The sequence below is a fragment of the Streptomyces silvisoli genome (assembly GCF_029269905.1).
Classification (GTDB): Bacteria; Actinomycetota; Actinomycetes; order Streptomycetales; family Streptomycetaceae; genus Streptantibioticus_A; species Streptantibioticus_A silvisoli_A.
Window position 1 is genome coordinate 1 of record NZ_JARJBC010000022.1, and the last position, 20,627, is coordinate 20,627.

Sequence of the window (20,627 nt, forward strand, 5' to 3'; positions counted from 1 at the left end):
CGCGGGCTGGCCACCCGCTACGACAAGACGCCCGAAAGCTACCTCGCCGGACTCCACCTGCGCGGAGCGATCCTGTGGATCCGCAGCCTTCAACCCGCCTGAAGATCCGAACTACGAACACGCTCTAGTTGAGGTCAAGGTCGGCGGATGCGCCCCGCCGGGCCCCGTGCGCGCTCACCCACAGGAGTGGATACCCGTGCGGTTCGCCCCGAGCAGGGTAGCTTCCGGGCGGCACTCCCCCAACTACCCGCCGGGAGAGCCCCGTTGAAGGACTTTCGCCGTATCGCTACCACCGCCGTCGTCGGCGCCGTCGTCGCGGTATCCGGCATTACGCTCGCCGGCCCTGCACAGGCCGCCACCCCTTCCGGCGATCACCGCGCCCACGACACCTGCCACTGCCAACAAGGCGTCAGCGACAGCGGGCGCTGACCGCTCGACGCGTTGACCACGACCGACGGTGCCACCTCGGCAAACACCCTGGCGACACGCACAGGGTCCCGGACGTCGAGCGGATGCCAGGCGACACCCGAAGCCCTGCCGGACCGGGAGGCGAACGTCGCCGTGCGGGTGCGGCTCCGGCCGTACTGCGTTCCGCCGTCCACGGCGACCGGGGCTTGTCCCGCGCTCCGTATGAGCGCGGGACAGCATGGGGCGCTGTCAGGCCCGGTGGTGCTGTCTCGCGGCCTTGTGTCCTACGCCCTCCAACTCGCGTAGCTACCCGATCCGTACGGTCGCCTGCCAGCGCTTGCCGTCGGACGTGCGGCTGCTGAGCTGGACCGTTCCGGGTGCGGTGGCCACGAATACACCGGGTGTCACGCCGACGGGCGGGGTGAGTACGCCGCTGTTGGCCGGGGCGAGGAGTTGCGGGGCGGAGCTGGTGACGGGACTCCACCGTGCCGACATCTGGGTGCCCTTGGCGGTGAGGAAGACATCGAGCTGCCCACCGACGCGAAGGCAGTACGTCCCGGAGTCGGTCTCAGTGAGCGTGCCCGCGGAGTGCGGCAGTTGGGCGGGCGGCAGCGTGCGACAGGCCACGGGACTTTGGGCGACGGCCTCATGACCGCATCCGGACAGCAACGCGGTCAGCGCCGCCAGTCCACCCATCGCGCACGGCATACGCAGCTTCCCGCGCTGCCTTCGATGCGACTTCGTTCGCCGCACACCATCACCATCCTTGACTGTCGCCGCGGGACACATTCCGTATGGCCGTCGCTGCCCCGCTCAACGCGAGGGACAGCGACGGCCATTCACTTGCGGTACGGAACGGGATCAGCCCTGGTTGCCCGAGCTGACGTAGTGGGTCACACACCCGCCCGCGCCGCCGCTGAAGTTGTTGCTCCACAGCGACTGGACCGCGAAGTTGGCGCCGTTCAACGCGACGATGGACGACGCACCCTGCCCACTGGAGATCCAGGCGCACTTGTCGCCGGTCTCGGACCCGGTCGAATCAACCCAACCGCTGCTGGGCGCCGGGTCGGTGAGGGTCTCGGCGTACTCGTGACCGCCGACGATGGTCACACCCTCGGTCGCGCCGTTGACCCCGCTGCTGCCGGTGGACACGAAGTTGGCACCGCACCCACTGCCCGCGTCGGGGACGTACGGCATGTTGGTGTACGGCAGGTCGGCGCCGTTCGACGCGGTGGTGTGGTCGTGCCAGGCGCAGTAACTCGTCTTGAAGCCCTGCGGGACCACGCCGTGGGGTGCGTCCACGATGATCTCGACGTTGTCGCCCGATACGCCGAAGTGCGAGGCCGCCTTGACCGCTTCGGCGGCGATCTGCGACGAACTGGGCTTGGACGGTGCCTGGATTGAGCTGTCCAGCCAGGTGCCCGCGACGGGGTTGGACGCCGGATGTCCGACGGCGGTGCCCGCACCGTTGCACTGGGTGGTTCCGACGGCGACGCCCTCGCAGTACTGGGTCTGGCTGTTGGACCAGGCGTCACCGCTGCCGTAGGTGTGCTGGAAGAACGACAGCTGCAGCTTGGCTTCACCTGATGGGTCGTTGGTCACCGTGGAACCGGTGCCCCACTGGTTGCCCCAATAGACGATGTAGATCGTGGGGTTGGTGACGACGGACCCACCACCGTACGCGAGGTTGCCCCCGGACGCCGAGGCCTTGGCCGCGGCGCGGGAATGCGGGGCCATCGGATGAGCGGCCTTTGCGGACGCGCCGGCGGGCGCGGCGAAGAGCAGGGCCGATGCCGCCAGCGAGGCGGCCGCGATGGTGGCGAGGCCGGCGCGGCGCGACAGCATGTGTCTGGTGCGGGGTGTGCTCAGCAACATGGTGTCCTTCTGTGAGGGTTGCCAACAGGGGGCGATCGGGTCCGTCCGTCGGTGACGGGCGGGCCCCCACGGTCATCCGTCGAGAGCGCGGGACACACATATGTTGTGCACATGACATTGCATGCGCGAGGTGTGGCGCGAGCGGGGATGACTGTGGAATCCGTGCCTTGGGGTGGGGGGATGGCCGGACGATGTTGATGGTTGCTGATGGTGTGCCACCACGTGGAGTGGTGTGCGGCTGAGAACGTAGCGAGTTGTCAGCCGTCGGTCAATAGTTCAACAAAGAAGGGTGCCGTTCACGCGAACAACGGGCGAACTTGGTCCTGTTCGGCCACTTTGCCGGAACGGCGATCGTCCGCGATCCGTCCGCCGCTCCGAGCGAGCGGGCGGGGGCCGTCGCGTGCGGTGTCACTTGCTGTTGCCCCGCGCGCGGAGGGTGACCGTGGCGGCGGCCGGGGTGCCGGCGGAGGCCGGCGGCAGTCGGCTGGGTGGGACGAGTGGCGGTCACGGCGAGGTCGCCCTTGAGCATGCGGCCGCCGTCGCCGGTCAGGCGCAGGTAGTAGTCCGCGGAGCAGACCGTGCCGTCCTCGTCGAGGGCGAGCAGTCCCGAGTCCGTGGGTACCCAGTCCTTCGACTCGGCGGTCTTGGCGATCTGGTTTCCCTCGTTGTACTCGTCGTACATGGAGATGTAGATGCCCTGCATTCCGGCTCGGACCATGTTGTAGAACTGCCGCCACATGAAGTCGCCGTGGGCGCGCTGGCGGGCGGAGACATCGCCGGGCAGCACGCACGGCTGGTAGTCGATGCCGTGGGCGGCGCAGTCCTGGAGGTCGGGAAGGGTGGGCTGGTTGTAGAAGTTGTCCGCGTCGGAGACGGTGCCGATCCGGCCCACCATCCACGGCGAGAGCATGTTGAAGGCGTGATAGACGTCGGCGAAGCCGGAGCGCGAGTCGCTGTTGCCGGTGCGCCACCAGGTCGGCACGCCGCCGATCACGTAACAGCCCTGGCTCTTGAACCAGTTGACGACGTCCAGGCAGGCGCTCGCGCTGAACGGGTGGTTGCTGTCGTTGAATCCGAAGCCCCAGATGCACACGACCGGTTTGCCGTTCTGGTGGGCGTACGCCGAACTCTGCGTGTGCGCGGACATCTTGTTCGTCCAGTCGGTCTTGATCTCCGACCGCATGGCGGTCCAGCCGCTGACGTCGTACATGATGTAGAACTTCCGGCCGTACGCCTCGGCGGCGCCGCGCACCTTCTGGGCCATGGCGTCTCGCGTCGGGCCCATCCGAACGCGCCGAGGGCGGCGGCCGCGGTGCCACCGGCCGTCAAGTCGCCTACGGGTCACGAGGCGCCGTTCCCCCGACGCCCCGACCTCGTCGTCACAACCGTCAGCCGACGGTTCCCGCGGTGTTCACGATCTCGCCTCCGACGACGAAGCCAGGCACCAAGAGCCAAAAGGACACAGCCCCCGTCGCCCGGCATTGTGACTGCTGGGCCCGAGTGCTCCGATGCCGCGACCGGTGCAACTCGTTGGCGTGTCAATCCCGATGCAACCCGTTGGCGCGTCAGTCCCGCTGCCACCCCTTGGCGTGATCGCTGCCTCGGGCGCTGGCCCCCCTGGGCGAGCCGGTCACAGTGTTGTCGCTGGAACCCGGGCTGTACGCGGGAACCGGCATCACCCCGCTGAAGCCCATGTGATCAAGCCATGAGGCGGCCGGTGTGTCGGTCTACTTCCTCCCCTCTGGCCCTTGGTCCACAAGTGGAGTCGCTGGCCCGGCCCGGCAGGGTGGATCTCCAGGCCACCGTCAGCGTTGAGGATGGAGCGCCGACCGGGATAGGCGCGTTCGAGCACGCGCTGCGGGCCCAGCAGCTGCGCGACGCGGCACCTGCGGTGCGGGCCTGGCCCGGGTGGACCGCGCACGACGCCGACGCCGAGGAACTCGCCGACATCTTTGGTGAGGACCTCGCGTGACCCTCGCCCTCGCCCGAGGCCAGGTCTGGCGCGTCCAGCTGGCTACCAAGACCCGGGCCGCGGTCATGGTTGAGTCGGACGCTGCCCTGGACGCCCTGCCCGGCACCGCGGTGTGCATGATCGACGAGACTCAAGGGGCCCCGGATACCGTCGTCACCATCCCCATGGCCCACCCCGTGCGCGGCGCCGCCGTCGCCACCGACCTCACCGCTCTGACCGACAAGCGCCTGATGGCCGACGAGTTCCTCGGCACCGTCGCCCCGGAGACCATGGACCGCATCTCCCCCGCCCTGCGCGTCACCTTGGCCTCACCTGACGGCACCGACTGGGTAAGGCAACGACAGCGCGCCGGTCTTCGGCGCGGCCAGCCGCAAGCGTGGCGTTCCCGCCGCAGGCGAGCCCCGCGGCGGACGCCACGAACACTGCCGATAGGCAGCCAACGCATCAGCTCATGGGCGCAAGGTGGAGGTGTACTGGCTCCTGCTGTCGCCGAGGTAGTTGTTGTCGTAGGTGCCCTTCGAGGTGAGCAACCAGTATCCGCTCACCATCGGCTCGAAGTGCCACGTGCCCGTGTAGGCGGTCTTGCTGAAGGTGACTTGCAGGTAGACGTGGCCGACCTTGCCTGAGGCGACCTTCACCGTGGGCGAGTAGCCGGGAAGGTTGAGACCGATCAGTCCGTTCGACTCGTAGTAGCTGGCCTTCTCCCAGCGGTGGTGAACCGGATCCCACCACTTGGCGGAGATGCCCTGCATCTGCTTGAAGCCCGGAGCGGCGAAGTTCCACAAGGACAGCGCAAAGCCGGTCGGCGCCAGGACGTCCCGGGACTTCTGCGTGTAGGACATGGTGAGGCGGATCGTGGCGCCCCGGTGCAGAGACTTCGGGATGCCGCTCGCCCACTGCTTCAACGTCCCGATCTGCTGAGGCGCGGACACGTGCGTGCCGGACGGGGCCGCGGACACTGTGCCTGCGCCGATTGGCACCAACCCCAGTGCCGCGGCGGCTGCAACTGCGACGGCACGTATACGTGTTCCCATGCGGTCCCCTCCCAGTGATCCGTCAACCGCGCATCTTACGCACCGGTCCGCGGCCTCTGGGGAAGGCGCCCCTCCTCGCCCTGCCAGTCGCCTACCTGACCAGCGCGATCCCGGGCCGCATCGCGGTCCCTCCTCGTCGCCCGCCTGCGCACCGGAGCATTGGAACCAGCGCTGACCGCCGCCCCCTTCGGCGCCCACGCCGCCCGCACCGGTGTCGGTTCGCATCGATATTTTCCGGACCTGTGATCACTAAGTGCTGCCCGAACCCGACGACAAGCGGTGTCGGTTGTCGGTTACCAGCCACCCACCGAACCTCAGCGCGCCGAAGTGACCAGCTCAGCACCGCCGCCTACGGGCCCTCGCGAAACACCACGGGTTCCGCCCTGACATGCGATGGCGGCGGTGACTTCACTGTCCGGGCCCGCGGCGAAGGTGTGCTCACTCCTCCCCCCGGCGACCGCAGAAGCCCGGTCACGAGGCGAGCGGGCGTAGGCGGCGTCCAGCCCGGCGGGGCGGAAGAGGATGCGGTACATCAGCGGGGTGACGACCCGGTCCATGACCGCCTCCACGCCCGGAACGCACTCCCCCGGGCGCTCGCGCGGGCCAGGACGACCGCGACCTGGTCGGCCGCGTACGCCGAGCACTGCCCGGGGCGTTGCCCCTGTCCGGATCGCCCACCAGAGCGTCGCGGATGTAGGCGCCGCCCGCCGGGGAGGACATCTCCTCAAGGAACTGCTCGGTCCAGGCCGTCAGATCCGAGCGCAGGTCACCGTGGTCCGCGGGCGCCGCATCAGGCCGCAGGCGGGCCACCGCCACGTCAGAGAGCAGTTCCTGCAAGTCGCCCCAGCGGCGGTAGATCGTCGAGGGGTTCACTCCCGCGCGCTGGGCCAATCCAGCGGCACCGTCAGGGCGTCCCGGCCCAGCTCCGCCTCAAGTTCGCGCACGGCGACATGCACCGACTCCTGCACGCGCGCACTGCGCCCGCCAGGGCGCACCACTGGTCAACGACTCATGCCGTCACCTTAAAGCACAATCCTTGCGTTAAGGGCCGCCGCGGCGGGCGACCCCGGGGCTCCTCCCCACTCAGGCCGCCGGCGCGAGCGCAGCCCGGACGGTTCGGGTCTGCTCATAGGCGTGGCCGACGCGGAGGAGGGTGTGCTCGCCCAAGGGGCGGCCCAGGAGCTGCATGCCGATGGGCAGGCACGCCGCGTCGTGGCCGACCGGGAGCGTCAGTGCGGGCACCCCGGTGATGTTGGCCGGCGCGGACAGGCGCACATAGGCGTCCGAAACGGCCTCAAGAGTTCCGTCGGGCCAGGTGACCGTCTCCTGGCCGACCGCGACCGCGGTCATCGGCACCGTCGGGGCGGCGATCACGTCGACCCGCTCCAGAAGGCGGCCCCACTCCTCGCGCATCAGCGCCTGTGCGCGCCGGGCGCGCAGATAGTCCCCGGCGGGCAGCAACTCGCCGGCCTCCAGCAGGATCCGGACGTCCTCCTGGTACAGCTCGGGCGCGCTGCGCAGGGTGCCCTCGTGGTAGGCGGTGGCCTCCGGAACCATCAGCCCCCACTGCGTGGCCTGGACGTAACGGGTCATCGGGATGTCGACGCCGACGAGCTGTGCGCCGAGCTCCTCCAACCGGCCGATGGCGCGCCGCACCGCGGCCTCCACCTCGGGGTCGACGTGATCGAAGTAGTAGTTGCGGGGCACGCCGACGCGCAGCCCCGCGAGGTCCGCGCCTTCGCCGCCCTGGTGGCCCGGCGCGGGGGCATCTGCGGTCAGGGCGGCCAGCACCGGCGCCGCGTCCGCGACGGTGCGGGTGATCGGGCCGACGTGGTCCAGGGACCAGGACAGGGACGTGACACCGTCACGCGGAACCAGGTCGTAGGTCGGCTTCAGGCCGACCACCCCGTTCAGCGCGGCCGGTACCCGGATCGATCCCCCGGTATCGGTGCCCAGGGCGAACGTCGCCGCGCCCGACGCGACGGCGACAGCGGACCCGCCGCTGGAGCCCCCGGCCACCCGGCCGCGATCCCACGCGTTGCGGGTCTGCGGGGTGATCAAACCGTAGGCGAACTCGTGGGTGTGGGTCTTGCCGAGCAGGACCGCGCCGACCCCCGCCAGCCTGGCGGCGACCGCGCTGTCGGCTGGTGCGCGGTGGCCGTCCCGGACCCGGGAGCTGGCCGAGGTGGCCATGCCGGCCACATCGATCAGGTCCTTCAATCCCATCGGGACGCCGTGCAGCGGGCCGCGGGTCCGGCCGGCCCGGGCCTCGGCCTCGGCCTCGCGCGCCGCCCTGCGCGCCCGCTCGGCGGAGACGGTGACATACGCCCCCAACTCCGGCTCGACCCGCTCGATGCGGTCGAGTACGGAGTCCACCAGCTCGACCGGGGACAGTTCCCGCGCCCGGATCGCGGCGGCGGCCGCGGTCAGGGTCAGCTCAAAGGGCTCCATCGGTAATCCCCCTCCACACGCGATCGGCGGGTGCGGCGGGCGCCGTCGCGGTCGGGATCTCCCCGAAGTCCAGTTCCCGCAGGACCGCGACGACCCCCTGGATGTGGTTGGCGACCGACGCGACCGCGGCGTGCCGGTCGGCCGGCAGCGCCAGGCCGGCGCGGTGGGCCCAGAGGGCCGCCTCCGGCGGGGTGAGTTCAGTGACGGACAAGGCCGTTCTCCCTGGTCGGGGCGGGGGCGATGTAGCGATCCCTCACCAAAAGCTAACGGTTTGCTTTAGTCGAACCTAGGCCCTATCGCCACTTAAAGCAAATGCATTGCGTTTAGCCGGGGACGGAGCAGCCCTCAGCGCCCGACCCCTCCGCCGGAGAGCAAGGTTCCAGGGCCTGTTCAGCCGCCTGCTCCGTCGGCGCGGTGTAGATCTCCTTCAACGCCGAGACCAGCTGGGTGTGATCGGCTCGGAAGGCGAATCGCAGCGACGCGCGAATCAGGTGGACTACACACGTTGAACCGTGGCTTTGGGCCAGGTCGCCGTCACGCCTCGGGCAGCCCCTTGAGCCCGTCACAGGCGACGATGCACACGTCCTCCACGCCGCGGTTGCGCAGTTCGGACAGCACCGTCATCCACGTGGTGGCACCTTCGCCCTCGTCGCCGACCCACAGCCCGAGCACGTCCTTGCACCCGTCCATGTCGACCCCGACGGCGACGTAGACCGGCTTGGAGACCACCGAACCAGAGCGGATTTTGATCCACAACGCGTCGATGTAAATGATCGGCCAGACGGCGTCCAGCGGCCTGTTCTGCCAGATGGCCAGCTCGTCGGCGACCGCGTCGGTGACCTCGCTGACCAGGTCCGGCGACACCTCGACGCCATACATCGCGGCGAGGTGGGAGCGGATGTCGCGCACGCTCATGCCGCCGTCATTCAGTCGGGTGTTTGACAGCGGCCCCAGTCGTTCAGGCTTCCTTTTCAGCGAGCCTGGTCGCTCTTCGGCCCGATGTCTTTGATCCTGGTCGGAGTTCCGTCCGGGGCGAACGAGTGATGGAAGGCGAAGGCGTGCGGCGTGGAGCCGTGGTCGTGGAGGTGTTCCAGCCTGGAAACCCCGTCCTGCCAGGTGGGTATCACGCCGTCGGAGACCCACCAGAACACGTAACCCGGGTGTCCTGCCCTCTCGAACCAGTCGTAACGCCTATTCAGCGCCTCGCGGTGCAGACCGGTGTAGATGGCGTCGAAGGCGGGGCGCAGGTCGGTCCAGAGGGAGAGGGTCGCGGCCAAGGCGATGGTATCCACCGTACGACCCTTGCCGTACCAGGTCGGTACGGCGAACTCTCCCCATGCACCCCAGTCCAAGTCGAAGTAGGTGCCCCGGTCGCCGTCTGCCGCTTCAGCATGCGCGAGGTATCCGGGGTGCTGGCTGATCTTCCGGTAGATGGCCTCGCCGCTGTCGTGGAATTCGCGCGTGAGGGGTGCGGGATCAGCGAGAGGTGACTTCAGAATGCCGAACGTGTACAGAGCAAGATGGGGCATGCGTCTCTCCCTGGTTGGGGGTGCCTGGTGTGGACCCGGTTCGGTGGCTCACGCGTGGGGGCGAGGATTCGTGGCGCATGACCACCTCATCCCGTCGTGGGTAGCTCAGGCTGAAGGAACTCCTGTGCGACCGTGGGCGATCGCCGAAGACCAGGTGAAGGTAGCTGCCTTTGCGGGCCATGTCGAAGTTGCGTTTTCCCTGTCCAAGTGGCCTCTTGCAACGGTCATTGCGGGGGCTGGGGCGGTGACGGGCGGGGCAGGCCGCGGGGTACCAGCGATCCCCTTCGGCCGATCGGTTCGCCCGCCATGCCCGTCCGCACCCCCTGTCCGATAGCCCCGAGTGCCGCCGAACGCGTGCGGTTGAAGTAGATGGCCTACGGCCACAAGACCGAGCACTGGCTGCGGGTGCGCGTACAGGCGGTGCTGCACGCCGCGCATAGACGCTCCAACGCATTCATCGCCCGGGAGACGGGGCTGCATTTGGCCCGTCAACTCGTGGCGATCCACGCGTTGCGACCCGCCCAGCGGCCCCGGGAGTATGTGGCGTTGACGACCGCCGACACTGTCGTCACTCCGAAGGGCGCCGACGCGGCGGCATGGGCCGCGGCGATCGACGTGATCCGCAAGCCTGCGCCGCCCTATGAAGGGCGATTCCTGCACCGGGACTTCCAACCCGGCAACGTGCTGTTCGACGTGCCGCCCTCAAGGCCGGCAGGTGCCCGGATCACGGGGGTCGTCGACTGGGCAGCGACATCCTGGGGCCCGGCGGATCTCGACGTGGCGCACTGCTCCACCAATCTCGCGCTGCTGCACGGCCCGGCGTCGGGTCTGCGGTTCCCTGAGGCGTATGAGGAGGCCGGCGGAGTGCTGGCCGCGGCCGCGAGCGAGCGGCTGTACTGGCGAGTGCGGGACGGGCTGGCGTGCTCAGAAGAAGTGCAGTTGGTGGCGCAGTCATGGCGAGAGGCGGGCAGGACAGAGCTGACGACGCGAGTCGTGGAGGAGCGGCTGGATGCCTATGTCACTGCCCTGATGGACGCGCCGGGCTGAACCGAGCAGCCTGGGGCGCGGGCACGGTGGCGAGCGCCGGGCCCGGCTGCCACGTACGGGAGCGGAGCCGATCGCACACCCGTACCGGGGTCAGGGTTGTTGTCGGCTCGGCTCCAGGGCGGTGATGAGGCGGGCCAGTACCGGAAGTGAGGCCGTCAGCGTCTCGCGGTCATCCGTGGGCAGTTGGTCGATGGCCTGGGCGAGTGCTGCCGAGCTGGTGCGGTCGTAGCGGTCGAGCAGGTCGAGAGCGGTTATGGAAGGCGCGAGAACCACTGCGCGCAGATCGCCAGGGGCGGGCTCGCGGGTCACCAGGCCTGCTGCGGACATCGTCTTGACCAGGTTGCTGACAGTGGAGGGCGCGATGCCCAGTCGCTGAGCGGTGGCGCGCGGGCTGAGGGGGCCCTCGGCAGCGAGCGCACGCAACAGCTCGATCTGGGCTTCGGGCAGGTCAGGGAGCCCTTCAGCGCTGCGTGTCGCGCGGACCACGGCTCGGCGCAGGGGGCCGAGTAGTCGGCTGAGCTCGGAAGCGGTGTCCATGCCTGACATTCTGCCGGAGCTGCTGTTTTGATACAAAACAGTTTTGTGGCAAAGTTAAAGTGTCGGTCACCAGACAGGGCGGCCGCACCGCAAGACAAGGACAATCTCCATGAACACCCCCGCATACCAGACCACTGTCGCCAGCCCAGTCCCGCCGCAGGATCTCTCCGCCATGGTGGGCCACCGCTTCATCTACACCTACGCCAACGGCTGGCAGTACGAGATGTACGTGAAGAACGCGACGACCATCGACTACCGCATCCACACCGGCATGGTCGGCGGCCGGTGGGTCAGGGACCAGGACGTCGACCTGGTCATGCTCACGCCGGGCGTCTACAAGGTCTCCTGGACTGAGCCCACCGGTACCTCGGTCGCGGTGAACGTACTCCCCGGCGAACGCGTGCTGCACGGCACGATCTTCTTCCCGCACTGGGTCGAGGAGCACCCGCAGCGCACCGTGCTCTTCCAGAACGACCACCTCGACCAGATGCGCGCCTACCGCGACGCCGGGCCCACGTACCCGATCTACGTCGTCCCCGAGTTCGCGAAGATCACCCTTGACGAGTTCGTCGGAGAGAACAACGAGGACGCCGTCGCCATCGCACCCGGCGATCTCCCCGAAGGCTGGGCCGACCGGACCAACTGAGGCCCGGGAACCGGGCGGGAATACCGTCGTCAAACATGTCCGCACCGTGCTGGAGCAACTGGATAGGTGATGGTGATGTGATGCGGTGCTGACGACGTCCGTCGGCAGATCCGGCGAGAGGCCAGCCACCGCACGAGGTGAAATCCCGTACCTGGTCCCCCCACCTGCCACACGCAGTCCTGGTGCTGCCGCAGCCATACCGAACGCGATTTTCGTTGGCCATGTCTCGCCGGTGCAAAGGGCGGTGACAACGCAGAAAGGGCCAGCACCGGGGCTGCTCCTGCAAATCAGCGAAGCCATCCCTGCCTGATCAGGCGACTTTTGGTGCTGCGCGTCAGTCCTGGTTCGAGCTGGACAGAGCTTCGGTGACCAGGCGGGAGGCGAAGTCGCGGTCGTCAGTGAGCCGGTTGATGTGTTCCGCGAGTAGCAAGGCCGTGGCTTCCAGGGAGTTCATCTCGTCCCCAGTCCAGTCTCCATACTGCTTGCGCCACAGGTTTGGGCTTAGTCCGGTGCCGGCCGCGACGACCAGGCCGGCCATGGTGGGGATGGTCTCGGGACGGACGCTCTTGGGCATCATCCGCATCGAGGCCACAAAGCTGGGCACCACGTACTCGATGACGTCCCTGTCATGGTCCTCGTAGGCCATCCGCAGCCACTGCATGAACATGTAGATGAGCGTGCACGCGCCGTCCAACAGGTCATTGGCTTGCTTGGGGCCCAATGACGCGGTGAACTGGTCTACCAATTGCTGCTGTTCGGGGTCGGTCTCGGCCCTGCCGTCGTAGATGGCTTTGAGCCGAGAGTCAATCACCATGAGCGCTGCACCCACATCGCCGGCGGGAGCGTACTGGGGGTCGCAGGGCGATGACACAGTATTCCTCCTCGGATGACCGTGGGCAACGCGGCGTGTCCGTACGGTAGCCCGCCGATGAGACGACGGTTTCACGAATCCCGGTGAAGCGCTCGCTGCCTGGCCGCAGCGGTTTCTGCGCTTCCGAGGTGCTGGCCGTCGGACCGTAGCTGGACCACGGTTTGCTGACGGCGGGCACGGCGCTAGGTGGTGCAGTGAACTCCCGAGGGCGGATCCGCCGGCGATGGCGCACCAGGTAGTGGGCCGAGGCGACAGAGTGTCAGGTGACGAAGGCGATGTAGGTGCCAACGGTGAGACCGAAGATCGGCTCCGCCGACCACTGACCGGGGCCCGGGCCCGCACGGGGAGGAACCGGCACGCGCGCCGATACCTCCGCCGCTGCGGGCCCAGCCCCCGGGCGGAGTCGCTGCCCTCGCGTCGCCGGTGCGGGGGCGCCGGTGGCGTTCAGGGCGACCTGATGGTGGAGTTGGACCGGACTCTCGCGGATGAGCTGGTGGCCGGGGCGCCCCCGCCTGACGCCTGTACTGGACCTACGGCCAGCAGAACCGGGCCCGGCGGAGCACCCCGGGATTGGGCACGGAACCCCGCGTTCAAGCCTCTGGGTATGCGAGCACGCTCGACCGCGCCGTGCGGCCGATGAGCTTTCCCGGGCCCCGGTCTGACAGGCGGATCAGCGTAGTCCGGCGAAGAGATCGTTCTCGGGTACGGCCGCGCCGGTGGCGTCCTGGACACGTACGAAGGTCTCCATGCCCATCAACTCGCCGAACCTCTCCTTGCCTATTTTGAGGAAGAAGATGTTCTCGCCCTGACTGGCGTGCGCGGCCAGCGCGTCGAACTTCTGGCCGCTGAAGGCGGTGGTGTCCACCCACGTGGTGACCTCATCGTCGGGCAGGCCTATCTCGGCCATCGCGGCGGCCTCGGCAGGATCCGGCTCCGGCATGTCCTCATGGAACTCGCGCATGATCTCGCCGAACCGCTGCATCATCGAGCGAGGCACCGTCGTCCAGTACACCTTCGGTGTCAGATCGGTCATCTCCAGCGCCGCCATCGTGATGCGGTTGGCCTGGATGTGGTCGGGGTGGCCGTAGAAGCCGTTCTCGTCGTAGGTGACGACCACATCGGGTCGGTAGTGCCGCATGAGTTCCGCGAGTCGGGCGGCGCCTTCCTCCACGGGGGTCTGCCAGAAGGATCCCGGGGCGTCGTTGCTCGGCCAGCCCGTCATCCCGGAGTCGGCATAGTCCAGCATCTCCAGATCGCTGACCTTCAGGACCTCACAGCTCGCCTCGAGTTCTTGACGACGCATCAAGGCAACGGCCGCCGGATCGTGCCCGGGATCACCCGGCTTGACACCTCCCGGTCCATCACCGCAGCCGCCGTCGGTACACGTCACCAGGACCGTACGGATGCCCTCCGCCGCGTACCGCGCGAGGACCCCTCCGGTTCCGGTGGCCTCGTCGTCGGGGTGGGCGTGCACTGCCATGAGCGTCAAGGGCCGGTCAGTCATGAAACAGTCCTCCTGCAGAAATGCGTCTCAGTCCGAGTGCGCGGCGGGCGTACCGCGATCCCGAGGGCCCGGATTCTGTCGGGGCGACGACCTTGTGGTCTCCGTGTTCCCCGCGCGTGCCGCGCCGGTCCCTCGGTCGATGCAACAGTGCTGGCGGGACCGGTTGTTCCCGGCACGCACGGAACATCTCGCCCCCTTGAGTTCGCAGGGCGGTCGGCTTCGCCAATGGGCCACGGGCATGACGGCGATACGGCACGGCTGCGTGCCTCCGGGCGCTCTGCGGGGTACGCCCCGAGCGCCCGGGCAGACGCGAAATGTTCCAGTCCGTGCACTCCTCCGTTACCTCACTGTTGCGGAGGAAGAGATGCCGACTACGCTCCAGAAGCCTTACGGCACTGTCGTCAGTCCCGCCGGTGTCGATGAACGTCAGTTTCCGAGCACAGACTCCTCGGTCATCGGCTCACTGCCGCATGGTGCCGAGGTCGGTCATCGCTGCAAGATCCGGGCCCATCGACAGCAATGACATCTGGTACCTGCTGAGGGAACGCGACGCATGCGTCGCGGCCCGTTATGTGAGCAACACCGGCGAGGTCACCTGGTGCCCACCGCGTGCACGCAGAGCGCGGATGCCGCCGTCGATGTAGTTCAGGCCGACCATGCTCACCACGTCCGGCGCATCGCGGAAGACTCGGCCAGCGGACTGGCCCTTGAACGTGTCGTAGCAGCGGTAGTACGCGGACTCGTTACGCCACCTGGCTCAGCAGTTCGCGGCCGAACGGCGCGACTTGATGCAGAGCCTCATCGACCAGGGCGTGACACAGGCCGACATCGCACGGGAGCTCGGCTGACGAGTCAGGCCATTCAGAAGATGGTAGCCTGCCGAGGCGCCACCCGGACGATCACGCCCGGAGCCAAAACCGGATCGCCGCGGTGGTGACGGTGCCATGGAAGACTAGGCACGCTCGTCGAACCTCATGGCCACGGCCCGGAAGTTCTTCAGCACGTTGATGGTCCGCTCCACTTCGTTCCTGCGCTTGTGGATCGCCTTGTCGAAGCCGGTGGAGCGTCCGCCCCTGCTGCCGCGCCGTTGGCGGTTGGCCCGCTGACTTTTTGGCTCGGGGATGGCGTGCAACTGCTCACCGGCTGCCACAGCCTGACCGGACCGTCCCTCCTCCGTGGGCGCGGTCCTTCGTGACTTCCTGCCAATCCCCCCGCGGCAGGAAGCCACATCTCATCCGTGCAGGGCCCGGCCCACCGCAGAACCCGGCGCTTCAGGGTCGACTGCGGCCAGCCGGACGCCCTCCGGCAACAGCGGTGCCCGATCCGCCACCCGGGCCGCATGCCACAGGCCATCGAGCAACCGTGCCAGGCACTCGCCTCGATCGGCCACTGTCTCGAAGTCCTCCCGCTCCAACGCCTCGGCGAGCCAACGTCATCTGGGTCACGGCGACGATGGTCGCGCTGGAGCCATCGTCTGATTCATGTCGTCGATCGTCTGCCACAGCCGCAGTGCCCGCCCGCGGTGCTGGCGCGCCAGGTCGTGGACGCCGGCGGCGGCGTCCAGGTCGCCGATCAGTTGCCAGCACGCGGCCTCGTCCTGACGGTCGCCGTGCCGGTGGAACAGGTCCGCCGCACGCTCCAGCGCCGGACTCGCCCGGTCCCGGTCGTGCTGACCGGCGTACACGCGGCCGACTTCCAGTAGCGTGTAGGCGGCGCACCGCTCGTCGGCCAGTTCCTCGAAGGTGGTCAACGCCTGCCACAGGCAGCGCAGCGCCTCGTCCGGATCACCGCGCCGATCGTGTAGTCGGCTGAACCGCCGCTGCACGACCGCTACCCGATGCCCGTCGTCGAGCGCCCTGGCCTGGCGCAAGGCCTGGTCGAACCAGGACTCCGCCTCGTCGAGTTCGCCCTGCATGAGCCGCATCACGGCCATCGAACAGGACAGGTACGCTTCGAGGTGCCGGTCGCCCTCCCCGACCGCGATGGCCAGCGCCTGCTCGACACGCTTGAGGGCTTCGTCGTCACGGCCCTGCACCCGGCTGACCGTGCCCAGCATCGCCACCGACAGCGCCTCGCCGCGTTTGTCCTCGCCGTCCTGGCACAGCGCGACGGAGGACTCCAGGGCACGGGTCGCCCCGTCGAACTCGTCTCGGTAGATGTGCAGTTGGCCAAGGCCGCGCAGCAGCACCGATGCACCGCGCACGTTGCCAGCGGCCTCGGCCGCGCCCAACGCGAGCCGGTGCCCGTGCTCCCAGTCCTGATACAGGCACCGGTGGTCGTAGTAGGTCACCGGGCTGGCCGCCAGCTCCCAGGCCAACTCGTCCAGTCCCCAGTCCACGGCCAGTTTCACCGCGCCGAGCAGGGTGTCGCGTTCCGCGTCGAACCAGCCGACCGGGTCGGCCATCAGCCGGTCCACGACCGCGTCGGGCAGCGACAGGCGCGGCGCCGAACCGGGCTCGCCGACCAGCAGCCCGGCCGGCAGCCGATCGGTGCCGCGCCCGGCCAGATCGAGCCAGGCGGACAGCACCCGGACAATCGCGTCCCGCTTGTCCGCCGCCGGCAGCTGAGCGGCGATCTCCACCGCACAGGTCCTGATCAGGTCGTGCAGCCGGTAGCGCGGCTGGCCGATGGCGTCGGTGGCGGTGAGCCGCACCAGGCTGGCGTCGACGAGGGTGTCCAGCACCTCCTCGGCGTCCGAGCGGTCCAGCAGCGGGCCGAGCACCCAGCCGGGCAGAGTGTAGGCGCCAAGGAGACCCAGCAGGCTCAGCGCGCGCACCGCGTCGTCCGGTAGCAGCCGCAAGCTCAGTTCGACGCTGGCTCGCACGCTGAGATCCCCGATCCTCAGCTCGGCCAGCCGCCGCGACTCATCCTCGATCCGTTCCCGCAGCACCCGCAGCGACCAGGCCGGGCGGCCGGTGAGCTTGGCGCCTGCGATCCGGATCGCCAGCGGCAGGTTGCCGCAGCAGTCGAGAATCGCGTCGGCCTCCGCCGGTTCCCGCTCGACCCGCCGCCGCCCGACGATGCCGGTGAACAACTCCCGCGCCTCTGCCGGGCTCAGCACGTCCAGGTCGATATGCCGGGCGCCGGGAAGTTGCGTCAGCAGAGTGCGGCTGGTGATCAACACGGCACAGCCGTCGGCCCCCGGTAGCAACGGCAGCACTTGATCGGCGTGACCGGCATCGTCCAGCACCACCAGCATCCGGCGGTCCACCAGCAACGAACGGTAGAGCGCGGCCCGTTCGGACAGGCCTTTCGGGATCGCGCTGCCGGCGATCGAAAACGCACGCAGCGCCTCGGCCAGCATCATCGCCGGATCCCGCGGCTCATCCGATGTCGCGGCGAGGTTGAGGTAGAGCTGGCCGTCGGGGAAGGTGGCGCTCGCCAGCCGCGCGGCGTGCGTCACCAGACAGGACTTGCCGACACCGGGACCGCCCACGATGACGGCCACCGGGGCCCGGTTCGGCGCCGACCCGTCGAGTAATCGAGCGACGTCGGCCAGCGCGTCGGCTCGACCCACGAAGTCGGGTACGTCGAGCGGCAGTTGGCGCACCGGCATCGCCATAACCGGTTCAGCGGCCGCCCTGCCAGGACCTTCCGGTCGTGTCTCCGAGGGGCCGCTCGCCGGGGCAGGGACCGCCAGGGCGGGATCGGCGGCCAGGATGCGCAGATGCAGCGCCTGGATCGGCGGGGTGGGGTCGACGCCGAGTTCGCCTGCCAGTGTCCGGCGCAGCCGCTCGTACACCTGCAGCGCCTCGCCTTGTCGCCGGCACCGGTAGAGGGCGACCATCAGGTGTTCTGCGACTTGCTCGTCGTAGGGGTGCTCGCGTAGCAGGGCGGTCAACTCCTCGATGACCTCACGATGACGCCCCAGGTCGAGTTCGATGCTCAGGCACAGTTTGTGCGTGGCCGCGCGCTTCTCGTTCAGTCGTGCCGCATCGAGCTCCAGGACCCGGCTGGAGACGTCGACCAGGGCGTTACCGCGCCAGCAGGTCAGCGCGCGTCGCAGCGCGACAGCTGTCTCGGACGGGGCCTTGTGCCGTTCGGCGAGGTGCCGCTCGTGGTCGAACTCCAGTAGGTCGAGCTGATCCGGGGTCAGGTGGATCTGGTAGCCGCCGCGCCGCGTGCTGATCAGGGAGACGGGTGCTCCGCAGGCGGCGAGGTTGCGGCGCAGCCCGGAAAGAGCGTCCTGGACCTGACGGACCGCGGTGGTGGGTGCCTTCTCGTCCCACATCACGGCGACGAGCCGTTCCGTGGCGACAAGGTTGTTGGCGTCGACCAGAAGCGCGGCCAGCATCTTGGCCTGCCGCGGTCCGTCGAGCCGGACCTCGCGCCCGGCGATCTGGGCGTGTAACGGTCCCAGCACGCCAAATCTCATGTTCCCCCCGGAACTTGACGATCAGCGCCGATCCCCCGGCTGACCTCGCACTAGGACGAACCTAGGACGGCTGCCGGACCCCTGTCCATAGCGTCACCGTAGCGGGCTCGCCGAAAGGGCGTCGGCCCCACCCTCAACTCATCACCTTGTCAGACCGCACACAGCGATCGCGGCCATCGCGCCCGCGACGTCACTACTCGTTCAGGGGGAAGTCTCGGCAAGAAGCTGGCCACGACCACGGCGCCGATCGGCGCCATAGCCACGGGCTGGATGTTGGCCGCGGCACCGGCGGACGCGGCACCGCGGAGCGCCGTAACGCCGACGATCGCGGATGTGGGAATCCGGCTGAGCACCAGTCACGCCGTGGCGGTGTACGGGTGGTACTTCAACATCGACAACAACCACAAGGGCGCCCAAGACCTCTACCCGTGGATGCATGACGGGATCGACGCCGACTGCTGGAGCGACCGGGGAGCAACCGGTCGCCCGGTGAGGATGGGGTCAAGCCCGAGGGGGACTGCGCTAGGCGCAGGCCGGGCTACTTCGAGTACACCGAAAGCGAGACCATCAGTGAAACTTAGAATCAGAAGTTCCATCCTGGCGGGGGCGCTGGCCTTGATCTCCACGTCCGGCCTGGTGGCCGTGAACGCGCCGGCGGCGCACGCCGCATCCTGCGGTTCGGACCGCGTCCTGGCGAGCAACCCGACCGACCTCTACGGGTACAACCTCGGCGTCATCTCCAACAAGCACCTCGGCAAGCTGTACATCGGGTACATCCCGAGCTGCCGGATGGAGTACGCGGAGGTGCACTGGGACCAGAACGCCGACCTGTCCATGATCGGCGACAACTACATCTGGCTGCAGGACGCCCACGGCCACCAGGCGGGGAAGGCGGACATCGGGAGCCTGGGCCAGTACGGCGAGTACGGGTCCTCGAACCTGGTGCCCATCGACAGCTTCGGCTACAGCTACAGCCAGCCGAGGCTGCACATCGGGCTCACCTTCAGCGGCGGCAGGACCCCGACCTGTCGCCCGACCGACTACTACGGCAACGGCCACAGCTTCGCCACCGGCGGCAGCGAGGCCAGCCACAACTGGCAGGTGTGCGGCATATGAAGCAGAAGCTCAGGACCGCGGTGGCGGCGGGTGTCATGACCGTGGGCTCCCTGGCCGGCACGCTCGCCCTGTCGGGGACGGCGCATGCCGAGACCTACCAGCGCAACGTCCAGCTGCAGGACCTCCAGGACCAGGGCATCGACTGCCTGGACAGCAACTACAACGGGTCGCTGTACATCCTGCCCTGCAACGGCGGCAGCTTCCAGCGCTGGAACGTCATGTCCTACGCCCCGGACGTGAACAACTACTACAGCAGGGTGCAGATCCAGAACGTCCAGACCGGCCGTTGTCTGCGGGTCCAGTTCTTCGCCGGAAACGGCTACGAGGCCAAGACCGACAGCTGCGACGCGAGCAACTACCGGGACCAGTGGAACATGACCTGGGTCGGAAACACCCCGGGCAACCCTTCCAACAGCTTCCAGTTCCTCAACTGGCAGCCATCAGGCCCGCTGTCGGGCCGCAGCGAGTTCGACTTCTGCCTGGACCGGGGACAGGCAGGCCACGCGAACAACATGGTCTTCGACATCGGCCAGTTCCAGAAGACCTGTAACAACCACTCCAACAAGTGGCAGATCTGGAGCATGGTCCACTAGGCAGCCGTCGCTGCCGGATGGCCGGCCGGTCGTGCCGCCCAATGGCGGCATAACCTTTACCCCGCCGACGAACGACCCATATGCGATCTCCGCGGGAGCCTGGGTGAACGGCAGCTACGTCGGCGATGTGGAGAGTCCGCGGTTCTACTGAACCGCCTGTTTCAGACCGGCCGCCGCGAAAGCTGTGCGTGTCGCGGCAGAGTGAGACCAGCGCCACTGCGACCGCCGGGTGCCAGACCGGATCACACTGCCCGCCAACGGTGGGCAGTGTGGTCAGTTGACTGCACTAACTCGCTGACCGGCTCGACTCGGTGGCGGCGGTTCTGGAGCATCTGGGCATGTCGTTGTCGCATGAGGTCTCCCGTGTTCATCGGGATTTGATGGATGGTCGAGTACGGCTGGCGGGTGCCGGGGCGGTGGTCTCCGGTCCGACGATGTCGTTGCCGTGGGTGGTGGTGGACGCGGCGGGCCGGGAGGTCGAGTCGGTCAGCGCCTACCTGCGGGACCGGTTTCTGGGGGACGTGAGTCCGCTGACGTGCCGTAGCTACGCCTTCGATCTGCTGCGCTGGTTCCGGGTGCTGTGGACAGTGGACGTCGGTTGGGAGCGAGCCACCGAGGGCGAAGTTGCGGCGGGCCGGGAGGTCGAGTCGGACCCGCAGCGGCAGCGCC

General features: G+C 68.5%; 16 protein-coding genes and 5 pseudogenes. 7 read left to right on the plus strand and 14 right to left on the minus strand.

The annotated features are described in order from the left end of the window. Positions 1-102, plus strand: a pseudogene (locus tag P3G67_RS27970) (IS5/IS1182 family transposase); the annotation flags it as partial. 162 nt (positions 103-264) lie between these two features. Then, positions 265-429, plus strand: coding sequence for a hypothetical protein (locus P3G67_RS27975; protein WP_276095966.1), 165 nt, complete (start codon positions 265-267; stop codon positions 427-429). A 285-nt stretch (positions 430-714) separates the two neighbouring features. Here the strand turns inward: P3G67_RS27975 and P3G67_RS27980 are convergent, their stop codons facing one another. The 3 genes and pseudogenes from P3G67_RS27980 to P3G67_RS27990 form a co-directional block, all read right to left on the minus strand. Then, on the minus strand, positions 715-1,104 hold the full coding sequence (locus P3G67_RS27980; RefSeq protein WP_276095967.1) for a hypothetical protein: 390 nt from the start codon (positions 1,102-1,104) through the stop codon (positions 715-717). Between the two features lie 165 nt (positions 1,105-1,269). Then, complete coding sequence (locus tag P3G67_RS27985; protein WP_276095968.1) at positions 1,270-2,283, minus strand: hypothetical protein; 1,014 nt, start codon at positions 2,281-2,283, stop codon at positions 1,270-1,272. 358 nt (positions 2,284-2,641) lie between these two features. After that, a pseudogene (locus P3G67_RS27990) lies at positions 2,642-3,565 on the minus strand (glycoside hydrolase family 71/99-like protein); the annotation flags it as partial. 477 nt (positions 3,566-4,042) lie between these two features. Between P3G67_RS27990 and P3G67_RS27995 the strand changes: the two are divergent. Then, the gene (locus P3G67_RS27995) at positions 4,043-4,255 is read left to right on the plus strand and encodes a hypothetical protein (protein ID WP_276095969.1); all 213 of its coding nucleotides are present in this window, start codon (positions 4,043-4,045) and stop codon (positions 4,253-4,255) included. A 449-nt stretch (positions 4,256-4,704) separates the two neighbouring features. Here P3G67_RS27995 and P3G67_RS28000 read toward each other — a convergent pair whose 3' ends face one another. The 6 genes and pseudogenes from P3G67_RS28000 to P3G67_RS28030 form a co-directional block, all read right to left on the minus strand. Next, the gene (locus P3G67_RS28000; protein ID WP_276095970.1) at positions 4,705-5,187 is read right to left on the minus strand and encodes a hypothetical protein; all 483 of its coding nucleotides are present in this window, start codon (positions 5,185-5,187) and stop codon (positions 4,705-4,707) included. A 451-nt stretch (positions 5,188-5,638) separates the two neighbouring features. Beyond that, positions 5,639-6,287: pseudogene (locus tag P3G67_RS28005) on the minus strand (TetR/AcrR family transcriptional regulator). A gap of 85 nt (positions 6,288-6,372) precedes the next feature. After that, complete coding sequence (locus P3G67_RS28010; protein WP_276095971.1) at positions 6,373-7,740, minus strand: amidase; 1,368 nt, start codon at positions 7,738-7,740, stop codon at positions 6,373-6,375. Beyond that, positions 7,727-7,951: a hypothetical protein gene (locus P3G67_RS28015; protein ID WP_276095972.1), complete on the minus strand. Its 225-nt coding sequence runs from the start codon at positions 7,949-7,951 to the stop codon at positions 7,727-7,729. The genes P3G67_RS28010 and P3G67_RS28015 overlap by 14 nt, the downstream gene beginning before the upstream one ends. 166 nt (positions 7,952-8,117) lie before the next feature. After that, positions 8,118-8,658: pseudogene (locus tag P3G67_RS28025) on the minus strand (IS256 family transposase); the annotation flags it as partial. A 53-nt stretch (positions 8,659-8,711) separates the two neighbouring features. Further along, the gene (locus P3G67_RS28030; RefSeq protein WP_276095975.1) at positions 8,712-9,269 is read right to left on the minus strand and encodes a DUF3291 domain-containing protein; all 558 of its coding nucleotides are present in this window, start codon (positions 9,267-9,269) and stop codon (positions 8,712-8,714) included. A 369-nt stretch (positions 9,270-9,638) separates the two neighbouring features. On the opposite strand from P3G67_RS28030, the gene P3G67_RS28035 reads away from it, so the two are divergent. Further along, the gene (locus tag P3G67_RS28035) at positions 9,639-10,316 is read left to right on the plus strand and encodes a phosphotransferase (protein ID WP_276095976.1); all 678 of its coding nucleotides are present in this window, start codon (positions 9,639-9,641) and stop codon (positions 10,314-10,316) included. Positions 10,317-10,406: 90 nt separating this feature from the next. Here the strand turns inward: P3G67_RS28035 and P3G67_RS28040 are convergent, their stop codons facing one another. Beyond that, positions 10,407-10,853 carry a MarR family winged helix-turn-helix transcriptional regulator gene (locus tag P3G67_RS28040; RefSeq protein WP_276095977.1) on the minus strand — a complete coding sequence of 149 codons (447 nt, stop codon included), beginning with the start codon at positions 10,851-10,853 and terminating at the stop codon, positions 10,407-10,409. Between the two features lie 109 nt (positions 10,854-10,962). On the opposite strand from P3G67_RS28040, the gene P3G67_RS28045 reads away from it, so the two are divergent. Next, positions 10,963-11,499, plus strand: coding sequence for a phenolic acid decarboxylase (locus tag P3G67_RS28045; RefSeq protein WP_276095978.1), 537 nt, complete (start codon positions 10,963-10,965; stop codon positions 11,497-11,499). Positions 11,500-11,833: 334 nt separating this feature from the next. Here P3G67_RS28045 and P3G67_RS28050 read toward each other — a convergent pair whose 3' ends face one another. The 4 genes and pseudogenes from P3G67_RS28050 to P3G67_RS28065 all read right to left on the minus strand — a co-directional run bounded on the left by P3G67_RS28050 (position 11,834) and on the right by P3G67_RS28065 (position 18,237). Next, the gene (locus P3G67_RS28050) at positions 11,834-12,370 is read right to left on the minus strand and encodes a hypothetical protein (protein WP_276095979.1); all 537 of its coding nucleotides are present in this window, start codon (positions 12,368-12,370) and stop codon (positions 11,834-11,836) included. 670 nt (positions 12,371-13,040) lie between these two features. Continuing rightward, the gene (locus P3G67_RS28055) at positions 13,041-13,874 is read right to left on the minus strand and encodes a PIG-L family deacetylase (RefSeq protein ID WP_276095980.1); all 834 of its coding nucleotides are present in this window, start codon (positions 13,872-13,874) and stop codon (positions 13,041-13,043) included. An 899-nt stretch (positions 13,875-14,773) separates the two neighbouring features. Beyond that, a pseudogene (locus P3G67_RS28060) lies at positions 14,774-15,003 on the minus strand (IS5/IS1182 family transposase); the annotation flags it as partial. Positions 15,004-15,315: 312 nt separating this feature from the next. Next, entirely contained in the window at positions 15,316-18,237 is a 2,922-nt protein-coding gene (locus tag P3G67_RS28065; RefSeq protein ID WP_276095981.1) for an AfsR/SARP family transcriptional regulator, read from the minus strand. Between the two features lie 627 nt (positions 18,238-18,864). Between P3G67_RS28065 and P3G67_RS28070 the strand changes: the two genes are divergently transcribed. Next, a complete protein-coding gene (locus tag P3G67_RS28070; RefSeq protein ID WP_269857067.1) occupies positions 18,865-19,365 on the plus strand; it encodes a hypothetical protein in 501 nt (166 codons plus the stop codon). Continuing rightward, complete coding sequence (locus P3G67_RS28075) at positions 19,362-19,958, plus strand: hypothetical protein (RefSeq protein WP_276095982.1); 597 nt, start codon at positions 19,362-19,364, stop codon at positions 19,956-19,958. Before P3G67_RS28070 ends, P3G67_RS28075 begins: the two co-directional genes overlap by 4 nt. The last annotated feature ends 669 nt before the right edge of the window (positions 19,959-20,627 follow it).

Excerpts from the sequence above, each read along its gene's own strand:
- P3G67_RS27980 (WP_276095967.1), bottom strand. The coding sequence starts at position 1,104 with ATGGGTGGACTGGCGGCGCTGACCGCGTTGCTGTCCGGATGCGGTCAT.
- P3G67_RS27985 (WP_276095968.1), bottom strand. The coding sequence starts at position 2,283 with ATGTTGCTGAGCACACCCCGCACCAGACACATGCTGTCGCGCCGCGCC.
- P3G67_RS28055 (WP_276095980.1), bottom strand. The coding sequence starts at position 13,874 with ATGACTGACCGGCCCTTGACGCTCATGGCAGTGCACGCCCACCCCGAC.
- P3G67_RS28030 (WP_276095975.1), bottom strand. The coding sequence starts at position 9,269 with ATGCCCCATCTTGCTCTGTACACGTTCGGCATTCTGAAGTCACCTCTC.
- P3G67_RS28035 (WP_276095976.1), top strand. The coding sequence starts at position 9,639 with ATGGCCTACGGCCACAAGACCGAGCACTGGCTGCGGGTGCGCGTACAG.
- P3G67_RS28040 (WP_276095977.1), bottom strand. The coding sequence starts at position 10,853 with ATGGACACCGCTTCCGAGCTCAGCCGACTACTCGGCCCCCTGCGCCGA.
- P3G67_RS28075 (WP_276095982.1), top strand. The coding sequence starts at position 19,362 with ATGAAGCAGAAGCTCAGGACCGCGGTGGCGGCGGGTGTCATGACCGTG.
- P3G67_RS28045 (WP_276095978.1), top strand. The coding sequence starts at position 10,963 with ATGAACACCCCCGCATACCAGACCACTGTCGCCAGCCCAGTCCCGCCG.
- P3G67_RS28010 (WP_276095971.1), bottom strand. The coding sequence starts at position 7,740 with ATGGAGCCCTTTGAGCTGACCCTGACCGCGGCCGCCGCCGCGATCCGG.